We start from the raw sequence: 13,951 nt of genomic DNA on the forward strand, positions 1-13,951 counted from the left end.
CCGTGCCCGGAATGGCTGGGATCACGCGGGCGGCGCCCACGGTTTCGGCTGATAGAAGAGGTTCGGCTTGAGCATGACGTCGGGGTGGTGGTCTTCATCCATGTGGAACACCGACGTCGCGCTGCCGCCGATGGGCGGGACGATCCAGCTCCAGCGCATGTGCACGCAGCGGCCCTGGCCCTGCTCGACCTGGGCAAACTGCACGAAGTCCTCGGCGGCCGTGTGGTGGTCGACGATCTTGACGCCCGCGCGCTCGAACGAGTGAACGACGGCCCGCGTGAGCTCGACCTGCGCGCGGTCGCGCCAGAGCGAAGAGGCGCGCTGCGTGTCGAGGCCGAGCCGCTCGGCGATCGCGGGGAGCATGTTGTAGCGATAGGGATCGCTGAAGTTGCGCGCGCCGATCTCGGTCGCCATGTACCAGCCGTTGAAAGGCGCGGCCGGATACTTCACGCCGCCGATGTCGAGCAGGAGCTCCGAGACGGCCGGAAGCGCGTACCAGCGGAGCCCGAGCGAGGCGAACCAGGGGAGATCGGGGTGCACGAGCGGCACCTCGCGCACGACGCGCCGCGGGATCTCCATCCAGCGCGGCTCGCGGCCGGGGAGTTTCACGATGAGCGGGAGCAGGTCGAAGCGCGTGCGCGGGCCGCCTTTCCAGCCGAGATCGAGCGCCTTCGTGGTGAGCTCGATGTTCATCGGATCACCCGTGACCGTGCCGTCCGGGTTCGTGTAGCCCGCATATCGCAGGAGTTGGCCGTTCCAGATGCGTGGGCCCTCGCCGGCGCGGTTCGCGGGGGCGAGCACGGTCATCATGGCGCGCAGATTGCCGCCGTGCGTGGCGAGCTCGATGTGCTCGACGAGGGCCGAGAGGATCTCGTCTTCGTCCGTGAGATGGCGCATGTCGCGCACTTCGAGCCCGTTCCAGAAGAGGCGCCCGATGCAGCGGGTGGAGTTGCGCCAGGCGAGCTTCGCGCCGAAAGAGAGCTCGTCGTAGGTCTGGACATAGGAGCCTGAGCGTTCGAGTTCAGCGGAGACCTGGGCCCATCGCACCTCGAAGGCCCGCGGCGCGCCCTTTTCGCGATAAAATTGAGCGAGATAGGCCCGCGCTTCCTCGGCGACGCTCGTGTCCTGCCCGGCGACGATCGGCGGAATGACGCCAAGACCGTCCTCGCGGTGGGTGCCGTGGGCGAAGGGACAAACGCCGTCCGTGCGCGATTTGGAGGACGGAGACGGCGTGGAGGCGGGCGCGGACGAGGGCGGAGGGACGGTGCCCGGTGCGTGCGGCGCAGGGGCGCTCGGCGGCGTGGAGGGAGGCGGCGCGGCGGGCGGCGTGGAGGAGCCCGGCGTATAGGAGATGTTGACGGCCGGCGGGGGTTTCGGGAGCAGGCTCGCGGGAAATGAAGGCGGCAGGTGCAACGGCGGCACGTGCACGGGGGGCACGATCGTGGCAGGCGCGAGCAAGGAGGGCCTGCGGCCGGGCTGCGCGACGACGACGCCGCCCGCGACGAACTCCTCGATGTGGAGGTGCGTATCGAGGACGCCCTGTTCGAGCAGGAGCTTGCTCATCGCGCGGAGGTAGGGGATCGGGCCGCAGAGGAACCATTCGGCGTCGGGATGGGCGTCGACGAGCGAGGCGACCTCGGCGGCGCCGAGCCGGCCCCAGACCTCGGTGAATCGAATACGCGCCGTGACGTTCGGGCACGCGGCGGCGAGCGCGTGGAGCTCGTCGGCATAAGGGGCCGAGGCGGGGCTGTGCGCCGAATAATCGACATGGACGCGGCGGGTGCTGCCAATCTCGCGGATGGCGCGGCACGCGGCGATGGCGGGCGTCACGCCGATGCCGGCGACGAGATAGACGACCGGGCGATTGTTCGGCGGCATCGTGAAATGGCCGCCGGGCGCGGAGACGCGGATGAGCGCGTCCTCGGCGCGGCGCTCGAAGAGCCAGGTGGAGAACACGCCGCCCGGGAGGCGTTTGACCGTGATCTCGTAATGGCCGCCCGACGTGGGCGCCGAGAGTGTATAGGGCCGCTCGATGAAGCGGCCGTCGATCTCGGCCTGGATGACGATGTGCTGGCCCGGCTCGGCCGGGAGGACCCCGCCTTCGCGCGGGACGAGGCGGAAGGCGCGTACGCCTGGACAAACGTCGATGGCGGAGACGATCTCGGCCGAGGTCCAGGCGCTCTTGCCGAGCATGTCGGCAATGCGGGGCAGGCACGCGCCGCACGCGCTGCCGGCGCGGGTGCGGTCGCGGATCGCTTCGGGCGTATTGCAGCCGTCGAGGATGGCGCGGCGGAGGTCGCGCCGGCGCACGCGCATGCAGGTGCAGACGATCTCGTCGTCGGGGCGCAGCGAGGGCGGCGATTCGAGGTCGATGGAGCCCGTCTCGGTGAACGCGGCGCATTGCCACGGCGAGAGCGAGCCGCCTTCGAGGGCGAGCGCGAAGAGCTTCGGCAGATCCACCCAATCGCCGCGGGCGGTGAACGAGAGGATGCGGCCGTCGTCGGGCGTGACCACGATTTCGCGTTCGAGGCCGCGGCGCGCGTCGACGAATCGATATTTGCCGCGCTCGTCGGGCGGGCCTTCGAGCCCCGGCTCGCTGACGGTGAGGTGGTGCAGCTCCTCGCCCGGGACGTGCGAGGCGACGGCGTGGCGGCCGCGCGGCAGGTGATACAACGAGGTGATGCAGGGTTTGCCCAGGAACCGGCCCGCGAAGATGGTGACGAAGCCGCGGTGGGGCAGCTCGTACACGCTCTCCAGGCTGTCGAAATACTCCCGCAGCTCGGCGGATCGTTCGAGGATCGCGAGGAATCGATCGCCGGGGACGCGGAAGGCCGTGACCGGCTCGTCGGCGAGGGCCGTGGCCGCGCGGGCCTCGCGGCGCAAAAGGCCTCGCTCGCCGACGCAATGGCCGGCCTCGATGCGCGAGAGGAGCTGCGGGCGCCCGCCCTTTTCGACGTACACGCCGACGGCGCCGGAGATGACGACGTACACCGCGTCGGCCGGCTCGCCCTGATAAAAAAGCGCCTCGCCGCGCTCGTACGTGACCAGCGTGGCGCCGAGGCCGTCGTTTTCGGGGCCGTCGGATCCCCCAAGCTCACGTAGCGCCCGGAAGAGGCTCGATTGCTGCACGAGCCGGTCGCGGAGCTGCTCCTCGCCGAGGCGCACGAGGGCCTCGCGGCGGGGATGCTCGGGCGGCAGGGCATTGCGGAAATCCTGGGCGGCGATGCGGGCCACGGCGACCGGGCCCGTCGCGCGCACGGTGGCCGCCCTTCGCCCGCCCGCGCGGCCGAGCAGGGCCTGCTCGCCGAAGAGCGCGCCCGGTTCGAGGCGCGCCAGGCGGATCACGCCGCCGCCCGGCCGCGCGCCGAAGACCTGGCAAATGCCCTCGACCAGGACGAAGGCCGCGTCCCCGATTTCACCCTCCCGCACGATCTGCGCGCCGGATTCGTACCGCTGGACGACGATCCGCTCGAGCAGGCTGTTCGTCGCGTCCTGCCCGAGGCCTTCGAGCAGGCCGGCCCCGCGGATCAAGCCTTCGATTTCGTGCGTCATTATCGGGTACGTCCCTTACCATCCATGCGCGCGGCCTCGCAAGACCGCCGAAAATGTGGGACAACACCGCGCGCTCGCGCGGCGCGAGTGTGTCCTGTTCGCGCGATCTCGACTACCTCATGTCCGAACCCACCGTGCATCTCCTCGGCCCGTTTCACGTCCCCGGCTTTTCGGCGCGCCACGTGCGTGTGTACGTCCCGCCGCGACGGTCGCCCGCGAAGCCACCCGTGCTCTACCTTTTCGATGGGCAGAACCTCTTCCACGACGAACCCTCGTTCGCCGGCGGCTGGCACCTGCACGCCGTGGGGGCGCGGCTCGCGGCGCGCGGCGAGCGCGTGCCCGTGATCGTGGGCATCGACCACGGCGGGCACGAGCGCATCGACGAGCTCTCGCCGTTCCCCACGAAGAGTGGTCCGGGGAGGCTCGAGCTCTTGCTCGACTGGATGCGGGGCGGGCTCGGACCCCATATCGAACATCATTTCGGGGTATCCACGGATCCCGCCGACACGGGCGTCGGCGGCTCCTCGATGGGCGGGCTCGCCGCGCTTTACGTGCACCTGCGCGCGCCCGATCGGTTCGGCCTGGCGATGAGCATGTCGCCGTCGCTGCAGATCGGGCGCGGCGCGCTCTTCGACTGGATCGAATCCCAGCCGCGCCCGCGTGTCTCGCGCATTTACCTCGACGCGGGCGCGCTGGAGGCGGGCGGCGGCCTCTTGCGGGCGGCCGAGCGCCTCGCGTACAAGTTCGTCGAGCGGGGCTATGATCCCCATTCGCTCAAGTTCGTCGCGGCAAAGCGCGGCGCCCACAACGAAAAGCACTGGCGGCGGCGAGCGCCCGGCGCGATTCGATTCCTGTTCGGCCGGAAGTGGCGGCGCTGATGCGTATTTCCCCTTGCCGGAGGCACGTTTCGCCAGTATCGGAGAGCCTCATGCGCTCAGCCTGCGTCGCCTCCGTCCTCGTCGCCCTTGCCTTCGCGCCGTCTGCATTTGCCCAGGCCATCCCGGGCCCGCCCGATGCACCTGCGGTCCCGCCCACGCCGCCCGCGCCGGGCCAGGACAAGGAGTCGCCGAAGGTGCCCGAGGCCGCCGAGCCCACGGCGCCGCCGTCCGGCATTGCCAAACCCGAGGAGCCGCCGCTTGCTGCGCCGCCCGCTGCCGAGCCGGCGAAAGAGGCGGCAGAGGCGCCGGGGAAAGGCACGCCGCGGATTCACATCGAGGCGGATCGGCCGGGGGTGAAGCTCCTGCGAATCTCGGGGGTGGTCTCGGACCGGGCGGGCGAGGGGATTTTCGTGCGGACGGCGTGCGAGGCGCCTTGCGACCGCATCGTGGACGGCCGCAAAGATCAGGTCTTTTTCTTCGGCGCCGACGGAATGGTGCCGTCGCGTGGGTTTCTCCTTTCGAACGTGGGCGGCGACGTCGTGGCGCACGTCGACGGCGGGAGCTTCCTCGGCCGGCAGCTCGGCTTTCTTTTCGGCGGCTTCGGCGGCGCGGCCGTCCTCGGCGGCGCGATCATGCTCGGCATTGGTTACAGCGCCGATGGCGCGACGCTGAACAGCGAGGGAAAGGTGACCCAGGGGGAAAACAAATCCCTCACGACGGGCGGCTTCGTCACGCTCGGCGTGGGCGCGGCCATGGTAGCCACGGGGATCACGCTCGTCCTCTTGAACAAGACGGAGATCAAGCTCGTACAGGCGACGCCGAAATCGGCGGGCGTGCGGCTTCAAATGGGGCGCATCGTGTTTTGAGCGGGTGACGCAAAGGGGGGGACGTGCAACATCTGATCGAGACGTACGGGTACGTCGCCGTGCTGATCGGCACGTTCTTCGAGGGGGAGACCGTGGCGATCCTCGGGGGCTTCGCGGCCCACCAGCGGCATCTCCGGTATTCGCTCGTCGTGCTGTTGGCGTTCGTCGGGTCCGTCCTGGGGGACCAGGTCGCGTACTTGCTCGGCAGGCATTATGGGCGATCCTTCGTCGATCGTCGCCCGAAGCTCGTGCCGCACGTCGCGCGGGCGACGGCGCTCCTCGAGCGTCACCCGGTGCTCTTCATTCTGGGATTCCGCTTCATTTATGGATTGCGCAACGTGGCGCCGGTCGCGATCTCCCTGAGCCGCATTCCGATGGCCCGTTTCGTCGTGCTGAACGTGATCGCGGCGGCCGTGTGGGCCGTGATCGTCACGGGGCTCGGGTACCTGTTCGGACAAGCCATCGAGGCTCTGCGGGGGGAGATCCGCGCGTGGGACGAGCGGCTGGCGATGGGCGCGGTGCTCGCGGCCCTCTCGATCTTCGGGTTCAATCTGCTGCGGGAGCGGGTGCAGAGGAGGCAGGCGGGGCCGCGGGGGCGGTGAGGCGGGGCGGGAAGCGCCGACGAGCGCTCGCGCTTTTAACCTTTCACCCCTCTCGGGTGACGAAACCGCCATGACAAGGCACCTCCCTCTCCTTTTCCTCGGCTTCACCCTCGCCGCCTGCGGCTCCTCCGGCTCCGGCACGCCCGGGGGCTCGGGCGGCGCCGGCGGCCAAAACCAAGGCGGCTCGGGTGGCTCCGGCCAAGGCGGCGCCGGCGGCGCGACCGTCGATTTCGTCGAGGCGCTCGAGGCCGACGGCTTCTCCGTGGGCGAAGGAAAGTTCAAGCTCCTCGACCTCTCCACTTGCTGCGACGAGGGCAAATCCTGCGCCGGAAACAATCCTTCGAGCCCTTATGCCGCTTATTACCTCCCTCGTGCTCCCGGGCAAACCACGCCGAATCCCGACGAGGACGCGGACGGCCTCGCCAATACCTACCGCCTCCGCGCCGACGAGGCCGTGGTTTGGCTCGGCGAGACACCGCCGCCGGTCGCTTACTTCGGGTTCACCGATTACCTCATGGCCCGCGACGACGGCACCGGCACGAATACGCGCACCCCGGTCTTCGCGAGCCTCGCCGAGACGCTCAACATCGGCGTGATCGGCGTCGACGGGCCCATGGACGGCGTCAAGTACGGCCGCCGCGCGCTCGTCGTGCACACGCCCGATGCCACCATCGCCGAGCGCGTGAAGAAGGCGGCTGTCGCGTCCGGCATCCCCGCCTCGGCCGTGAACGTCGCGCCCATCGATTCCGTGAGCACGCGCCTCGGGCTCGAGGAGACCGACGATACGTTCGGCGTCCTCTTCCGCTCCGCGATTTACGAGGACGAGGCCGCCGGAGACGCCTGGCTGAAGGCGCCGCCGGTGAAGCTTTATCGATTGACCCCGTCCACGCCGCCCGCCGCGGCCGAGCTTTATGGGAAAGCCACGCCCCGACCCAAGGACACGATGAACGACGAGAACCCGACCTACGCTGCGGCCGCCGCCGAGCTCGAGCAGGCGATCATCGCGGCGTACGCGGGCACCCACGACGCGACGATCGAGACCATGACGGAAGGGACGCCCGATCCGTATGCCTGCATCGCCGGGGAGAAGAGCTGCGCCGGCGACAATCGCGACACGATCTATCCGGCCACGGGGCCTTTCCTCTGGCCCGTGAACGCGAAGGACTTCATCATCGTCCACGGCGTCGACCATTCGCAGACCGGCAAAGCGACGTACGCGAATGCGAGCGTGTACGCGCTCCAGCACCTCGTCGGGGTCGCCGGCGTCTCGAGCAAGAGCTGGAAAGGCAGCGCCAAGAAGTACCTGCCGAACCACCCGCTCGTGGACAAGCTCTACGCTTACAAGATCGCCCGGGCCTGCAATGGCGAGGCGTTCTGCCTCGAGGTCCCGGACGCGCCGTGCCCGAACGGCATCGCGCCGGGCACCATCGCGGCCATCGCGTTCCGCGCCTACCTCGAGCCCAGCGCGAACACCGCGGCGAACCCCGCCTTGCTCGTGCCCGACGGGGTCCTGCGGTTCAAGACGAAATGAGTTTGGCCCTTCAGAAGGTCACGCCGAGCCCGAACGTCCCCAGGATCTGTATCGCGCCTTCCTTGTCGTAAAACGTCACGCCCACGCTCGGAAAGCGTGGATCCTTCGACTCCGCGATCACCGTGACCGGGTCCGCCAGCGCCACGCCGATGCCGATGCCGCCGGACAGCGAGAATCCGCCGTCGCGCGTGAACACCGTGGTGTTGCCGATCATGCCGCCCAGGATCATCGAGCTCACGTTTTGCGTCGCGCTGACGTTCGTGAGCTGCGGGTGTGTCACGGTCGCGTCGAAGCTCTCGTAGCCGACGTGGCCCTTGAGCCAGAAGCCGCGCAGCGCCTTGCCCTCGAAATACACGCCGACGTTGCCGGCGAGCGCCCAGCCGCTCGCGTCGAGGTTTTCCGTCGGCGAACCCCAGATCCACGTCGGCGAGATTTGCAGCGCGATCGGGCCCCACACGGCCACCTCGGCCTCGAAGCTCAGGCGCCGGAAGAGCAAATCGAACGGGTTCACGCGCGCCGACCAGCGACAGCATTTCGGGGGTGGCGGCGGGGGCGGCGGGGTCGGGCCCGCGCCCGTGCCCGCCGCGTTGGGATACCCGGCCGGCGGCGGATAACCTTGCGGATAGCCCTGCGGATAACCTTGCGGGTACCCCTGAGGATAACCCCCCTGCTGCGGATATCCCGGCTGCTGCTGCGGGTAACCCGGCTGCTGCTGCGGATAACCCGGCTGCTGCTGCGGATAACCCGGCTGCTGCTGCGGATAACCTGGCTGCTGCTGCGGGTAGCCCGGCTGTTGCTGCGGATACCCTTGGGGATATTGTTGCGGATATCCCGGTTGCTGCTGCGGGTAGCCTGGCTGTTGCTGCGGATACCCTTGGGGATATTGTTGCGGATATCCCGGTTGCTGCGGAGGATACCCCGGCTGCTGCGGGGGATACACTGGCTGCTGCGGCGGCGTGCCCTGCGGCGGTTGTCCTTGCTGCGGCGCGCCCTGTTGCGGCGCCTGTCCCTGCGCCGGCGGCGTACCCTGCTGCGGCGGTTGTCCCTGCTGCGGCGGAGGCGGCGGGGGCGGGAGCGCGGTCGGGGCCGGCGTGGTGGGGGCCGGCTGCTGCGCCGACGCGGCCGCGGTCACGCTGAGCGCCGTCGCGGCCGCGGCGAGCAAGATCCAGGGCGAAGAACGAAGTGCCATCGTCTGCGAATGTACCGGAGCCGCGGCCCGCGCGCCACGACACAAGCAACGCTCCAGCGCGTCCTCGACGTTTGGGGGCTCCGCTCCAAGATCGGAGCTCCGCCCCCAAGCCCCCTGTCGAATCCCTCCGCCGCCTGGGCTACCCTCGCGGCCCCCATGAGTGTCAGCGTCGCCGAAGACCGTCCTCTGTCCCGCGTGGAGCCGAGCCACGCAGACCTCGACCGCGCCCTCGCCGAGCTCGGCGATAACGCCCGCGCCTTCGCGCGTTTGCCCCCGCGGGACAAGGCCCGGCTCCTGCGCGAGGAGGTCCTGCCCCGCGTCGAGGCCTCCGCCCTGCGAATGGTCCAGGCGAGCTGCCTCGAAAAAGGCATCGACCCCGCCGCCCCCATCGCCGGCGAGGAGTGGCTCGCCGGCCCCTGCACCATCGCCAGCAACGTCGCCGCGCTCGCCGACGCCCTCGACCAGATCGCCACGCGGGGCGCGCCCCGCCTGCCCTTCCGCGCCGTCCGCGAAGAGAACGGACGCACGAAGGTCCGCGTCTTCCCGATGCGGGGCTCGGACGGCGCGTTGCTCTCCGGGTTCACCTGCGACGTGCACCTCGAACGAGGCGTGCGCCGCGCCGACGTCCGCGCCGAGCAGGCCACGTTTTACCGGCAGGCGGATCCCGAGGGCGGCATCTCGCTCGTGCTCGGGGCCGGCAACGTCGCGAGCATCGGGCCGATGGATACGCTGCACACCCTCTTCAACGAGGGCCGTGTCGTCCTCCTCAAGACGAGCCCGGTCAACGCCTACCTCGGCCCGATCCTCGAGGACATGCTCGCGCCCCTGATCTCGCGCGGGTTCGTCCGGATCGTGCACGGCGGGCCGGAGGTCGGCGGCTACCTGGCGTCGCATCGCATGGTCTCGCACGTGCACATCACGGGCTCGCAGCACACGCACGACATCATCGTGTGGGGCAAACCCGGGCCGGAACAGGACACGCGGCGCGCCGCGAACGATCCCGTCCTCCGGAAGCCCATCACCTCGGAGCTCGGCAACGTGAGCCCGGTCGTCGTCGTGCCTTACCTCTACGCCGAGGACGAGCTCTGGTTCCAGGCGCGCAGCGTCGCCACGCAGATCGTCAACAACGCCTCGTTCAACTGCAACGCGGCCAAGATGCTCGTCCTCGCCCGCGGCTGGGCGCAGCGGGACCTGTTCCTCGACAAACTCCAGCAGGCCCTCGGCGAGGTCCGCCCACGGAAGGCGTATTATCCGGGCGCGGAGCAGCGCCACGCCTCGCTCGTGAAGGGGCACGAGCGCGTGCGTCTCATCGGCGAGGCGAGCCCCGGCACCTTGCCATGGACGATGATCACCGATCTCGACGCCAAGGACGCGCGCGAGCCCCTCTTCTCCACCGAGCCGTTCTGCGGCATCGTCAGCGAGGTCTCGGTCGGCTCCGACGACCCGGCCGAGTTCCTCGCCGCCGCGACGCGCTTCTGCAACGACACCCTCTGGGGCACGCTCTCCGCGTCGATCGTTTGTCCGAGCATTCTGGAGGACGACCCGGTCGTCGGCGCCGCGCTGGAGCGCGCCATCGACGAGCTCCGTTATGGCGCGGTCGCCGTGAATCACTGGCCCGGGCTCGTGTACGGGACCGTCACGGCCCCGTGGGGCGGTCATCCGAGCGTGACGCTCGCCGACGTGAAGAGCGGCATCGGTTTCGTCCACAACACCGTCATGCTCGGGCGCATCGAGAAGGCCGTGCTCCGGGGCCCGCTGAAGACGTTTCCACGGCCACCCTTCTTCTACGATCACCGCAATATGGCCGTCACGGCGGAGCGGCTGCTTCGGTATTATGCCCGACCTGGGTGGGGCCGTATCCCGGCCGTCGCAATGGCAGCGTTGCGTGGTTGACGATTTTCCGTCACGTTTTCTCTTTGCGCACGATTTCGCGCTGGTGGGACTTGACCCGGGCCGACCCCGCGGCTCTGATGGATCACGGACGCGCCTGCGTTTTGCACGACGATGCTGCATCGAGACTCCAGCGCCGAGCGCTTTTTCCGGTTCCAGTCCGCTCCTTGCCTCGAGATCGATTTCGACGGCGCGATCTTGTGCGCGAACCCGGCGTTTTGCCTGGTCGCCGGGCGGAGCGAGGACGAGCTCCAGGCTGCCGGGCTCACGGCGCTCTTCGCGCCCGACGCCCGCGCGGAGGTATCGGCGGCGCTCGCGCGCGGGGCGGCGCGGGACGTCCTCACCTTCGATCTCCCGCTCGTGCGGCCCGAAGGCGAGCTCCGCTGGCTCGAATGGCGCGGCGTCACCTTCCCCGAGCATCGACTCTTTCGCATCGTCGCGCACGACGTGACGGCGCTTTGGCGCGCGGAGGCGGAGGCGCGGGAGCGAGAGCGGTTCCTCGGCACGTTGCTCGCGAACTTCCCGGGCATGGTGTACCGGTGCCGGAACGACGCGGCGTGGACGATGGAGTTCGTGAGCGCGGGCTGCATCGATTTGCTCGGGTACACGCCCGACGAGCTGGTCGGCGACGGCGCGACTTCGGTGAGCGACCTCGTGCATCCGCAGGACAGCGAGCGCGTGTGGAGCGGGGTGCAGGCCGCGGTCGAGGCGCACGCGTCCTATCGACTCCAGTATCGCCTTTTCAAGAAATCGGGCGAAGAGCGGTGGCTCGAGGAGCACGGGCGCGGCGTCTTCGACGCGTCGGGAGAGCTCGTCGCGCTCGAAGGGTTCGCCACCGATGTGACGATGCGGGTGCGGGCGCAGCAGGAGGTCGAAGAAAAGCTCCGCGTGATCGCCGAGCAAAACGAGCAGATCAAGCACCTCTCGCTTCCGATCATCGAGGTCTGGGACGGCGTGATCACGCTCCCCGTGGTGGGCGTGCTCGACGATCAACGCGCCGAGCGGATCATGCAGGGATTGCTCGATACCGTGGTGCGGACACAGAGCCAGCACGTGATCATCGATCTCACGGCCGTGGAGGAGGTCGACGCGGCCGTGGCCGAGCACATCGTGCGGATCCTGCGGGCCGTGCAGCTCCTCGGCGCCGAGGGCGCGCTCTCGGGCATGCAGCCGAAGGTGGCGCAGGCGCTCGTCACGCTTTCGGCCGACCTCGGCGGCGCGCGCACGTGGCCGGACCTGCGCGCCGCGCTCCGCGCCAGCATGCGCGTGCCGGCGCGGGCGACGGTCGCGCGGCGTTGACGAGATTCGCTAGCGCCCGCGGTCGATGCGCACCCGCGCCGTGGGAATGTAATGCCGGAGCACGTTGCGCCCCGTGGTGAACGCCCCCGGCCGCTCGACGAGGATGTTCGTGTACTGGATGCTGGCGAGCTGCGCGTAGGAGCGGCTCGGGCAATCGATTTCGGGGATGTGATCCTGGACGCTCAGCGTGAGCGTCGCGCGCACGTTGCCGCGGACATCGGCGTGCGCGACCAGCTCGTCGTCGACTGGAATGATCGCGGCGCGCTGGCCGCGCGGGCCGCCGAGGGGCTGGCCTCGTTCATTGACGCACACGAACATGGCCAGCGCGCGGGCGGATCCGATGTAACGGACCTCGGAGCGCTGGGGCAGGAAGATCTCGGAGACGTCGAGCGAAAGGTCGCCGACATCGTTGATCGTCGCGTCGTCGATGGACAGGTTCATGGCTGCCGCCTGGCCGGCGCCGAGCGCGACGGCGGCGCCCGAGAGTACGGCCAAGGCCGCTCCCAGCGTACGTTTCATGGTGCTTCCCCCTTGTCGAATGGAACGGACGTTCGTGTTCCGTCCGGTGGCATTGCCCATCCGGCCATGCAAGAGGGCGGCCGTCCGTACCGCCCGGGCCGATGCGGGGGAAATCGAGAATCGCGAAATCAGCGACCGGAAAATGCCGGTTTTCTTTTTTCGCCGGCGGCGCGTAGACCCTCGCCGAGGTCCTCGCTCGCGTAACTCACGGCCTGCTCGTAGGCCTCGCGGTCGAGGGCTTCGGCGAGCGCGCCGCGGTTGATGCCGAGAGAGCGCTTGAGCGCGCGCACCACGAGCGGGGCGGATTCCGCGATCTGGGCGGCGAGCTCTGTGGCGCGGGGACGCACGCGATCGCCGGGGAGGGCTTCGAGGGCCATGCCCCACGCCGCGGCGTCGCGCCCCGTGAAGCGGCGGCCGGTGAGCAAGAGCTCCGCGGCGCGCTCGGCGCCCGCGCGGCGCGGCACGAGGTACGTCGCGCCCATGCCGGGATGCAGGCCGAGCGACGCGAAATTCAGCGCGAGCCGGCTGTCCTCGTCGACGATCACGAGATCGGCCGCGAGCGCGACGCAGAGCCCCGCGCCGATGGCCGGCCCTCGAACGGCCGCGACCACGGGCACGTCGAGCTCCGTGATCGACAGATACCGGTGGTAAAACCCGAGCATGAAGGCCCGCGCCTCCGCGAAGCTCGCGGCGCGCAGGCGTTCCAGCATGGCGAGGTCGCCGCCCGCGGAGAACGCGTCTCCCGCGCCCGCGAGCACGACCGCGCGGATGGACGCGTCACGCGAGATCTCGCGCACGCGTGCGGCGAGCGCGTCTCCGAGCTCGGGGCTCATGGCGTTTTTTCGGCGCGCATCGTCGAGGACGAGCGTGGCGACGGCGCCGTCGCGTTCGAGGTGGACGTCGGGCATGCGAGCCCTCTAACACGATAGAATATGCACTTGGTGTGCAAAAAACTACTTGCACTCGCAGTGCAGATAGGTAGAGTCGTTGTCGTGATGCACGCCAAGGAGCCCGCCGCGCAGACGCAGGTCGATGGGCGTCACGCGCGCGCCGAGCGCACACGCGAGGCGATCGTGGAGGCTCTGCTCGCGCTCCTCGCGGAGGGCGTCCTGCGGCCTTCGGCCGAGCAGATCGCCGAACGCGCGGGGGTGTCGCGGCGGGCGATCTTCAACCATTTCACGGACCTCGACGATCTGCTCGGGTGCGCCTCGCGCCGGCGGATGGAGACGGTCATGCCGCTCTGGCCGAAGTTGCCGCGCACTGGGACGGCGGCGGAGCGGGCGCGGGCCGTCGCCGAGGGGGTTTGTCGGTTCCACGAGCTCGTCGCGCCGGTGCGCCGCGCGGCCGTGCTGTTCGCGCACGACTCGGCCTTCATCGCGGGGCAGCTCCGCGAGGCGGCGCGGATGCATCGGGCTGCCATGGGCGCGGTGTTCGAGGCCGAGATCGCGGCGGCGCCGGAGGAGACGCGGGCGGTGCTGCTCGCGGGGCTCGCGGCGGCGGCGAGTTTTGCGATGTGGGAGGAGCTCCGGAGAAACCAGGAGCTCTCCGTGGACGAGGCGACTCACGCCGTGCGGATCGAGCTCGAGGGAATGCTCGAGCGCGCGGCGCGAAATCAGAAGCGGTGA

11 protein-coding genes are annotated in these 13,951 nt (G+C 69.7%); 7 read left to right on the top strand and 4 right to left on the bottom strand.

The features are described from left to right. Positions 1-21 precede the first annotated feature (21 nt). The gene (locus QHF84_RS12125) at positions 22-3,552 is read right to left on the bottom strand and encodes a nitric oxide synthase oxygenase (RefSeq protein WP_281313410.1); all 3,531 of its coding nucleotides are present in this window, start codon (positions 3,550-3,552) and stop codon (positions 22-24) included. A gap of 119 nt (positions 3,553-3,671) precedes the next feature. On the opposite strand from QHF84_RS12125, the gene QHF84_RS12130 reads away from it, so the two are divergent. The 4 genes from QHF84_RS12130 to QHF84_RS12145 all read left to right on the top strand — a co-directional run bounded on the left by QHF84_RS12130 (position 3,672) and on the right by QHF84_RS12145 (position 7,429). Beyond that, a complete protein-coding gene (locus tag QHF84_RS12130) occupies positions 3,672-4,430 on the top strand; it encodes an alpha/beta hydrolase-fold protein (RefSeq protein WP_281313411.1) in 759 nt (252 codons plus the stop codon). 50 nt (positions 4,431-4,480) lie between these two features. After that, positions 4,481-5,296, top strand: a complete 816-nt coding sequence (locus QHF84_RS12135) for a hypothetical protein (RefSeq protein ID WP_281313412.1) — start codon at positions 4,481-4,483, stop codon at positions 5,294-5,296. 23 nt (positions 5,297-5,319) lie between these two features. Further along, the gene (locus QHF84_RS12140) at positions 5,320-5,898 is read left to right on the top strand and encodes a DedA family protein (RefSeq protein WP_281313413.1); all 579 of its coding nucleotides are present in this window, start codon (positions 5,320-5,322) and stop codon (positions 5,896-5,898) included. A gap of 70 nt (positions 5,899-5,968) precedes the next feature. Further along, positions 5,969-7,429 (top strand): hypothetical protein, encoded by a 1,461-nt coding sequence (locus QHF84_RS12145; RefSeq protein WP_281313414.1) that lies wholly within the window; start codon positions 5,969-5,971, stop codon positions 7,427-7,429. A 10-nt stretch (positions 7,430-7,439) separates the two neighbouring features. Here the strand turns inward: QHF84_RS12145 and QHF84_RS12150 are convergent, their stop codons facing one another. Further along, the gene (locus QHF84_RS12150) at positions 7,440-8,618 is read right to left on the bottom strand and encodes a hypothetical protein (RefSeq protein ID WP_281313415.1); all 1,179 of its coding nucleotides are present in this window, start codon (positions 8,616-8,618) and stop codon (positions 7,440-7,442) included. Positions 8,619-8,774: 156 nt separating this feature from the next. Between QHF84_RS12150 and QHF84_RS12155 the strand changes: the two genes are divergently transcribed. Next, positions 8,775-10,511: an aldehyde dehydrogenase family protein gene (locus tag QHF84_RS12155; protein ID WP_281313416.1), complete on the top strand. Its 1,737-nt coding sequence runs from the start codon at positions 8,775-8,777 to the stop codon at positions 10,509-10,511. 111 nt (positions 10,512-10,622) lie between these two features. Then, on the top strand, positions 10,623-11,807 hold the full coding sequence (locus tag QHF84_RS12160; RefSeq protein WP_281313417.1) for a PAS domain-containing protein: 1,185 nt from the start codon (positions 10,623-10,625) through the stop codon (positions 11,805-11,807). Positions 11,808-11,816: 9 nt separating this feature from the next. Here QHF84_RS12160 and QHF84_RS12165 read toward each other — a convergent pair whose 3' ends face one another. Both QHF84_RS12165 and QHF84_RS12170 read right to left on the bottom strand, forming a co-directional pair. Next, the gene (locus tag QHF84_RS12165) at positions 11,817-12,326 is read right to left on the bottom strand and encodes a hypothetical protein (RefSeq protein ID WP_281313418.1); all 510 of its coding nucleotides are present in this window, start codon (positions 12,324-12,326) and stop codon (positions 11,817-11,819) included. Between the two features lie 128 nt (positions 12,327-12,454). After that, a complete protein-coding gene (locus tag QHF84_RS12170; RefSeq protein ID WP_281313419.1) occupies positions 12,455-13,234 on the bottom strand; it encodes an enoyl-CoA hydratase/isomerase family protein in 780 nt (259 codons plus the stop codon). An 87-nt stretch (positions 13,235-13,321) separates the two neighbouring features. Between QHF84_RS12170 and QHF84_RS12175 the strand changes: the two genes are divergently transcribed. Then, positions 13,322-13,951 (top strand): TetR/AcrR family transcriptional regulator, encoded by a 630-nt coding sequence (locus QHF84_RS12175; RefSeq protein ID WP_281313706.1) that lies wholly within the window; start codon positions 13,322-13,324, stop codon positions 13,949-13,951.

The organism is Polyangium sp. y55x31, assembly GCF_029946505.1.
Classification (GTDB): Bacteria; Myxococcota_A; Polyangia; order Polyangiales; family Polyangiaceae; genus Polyangium.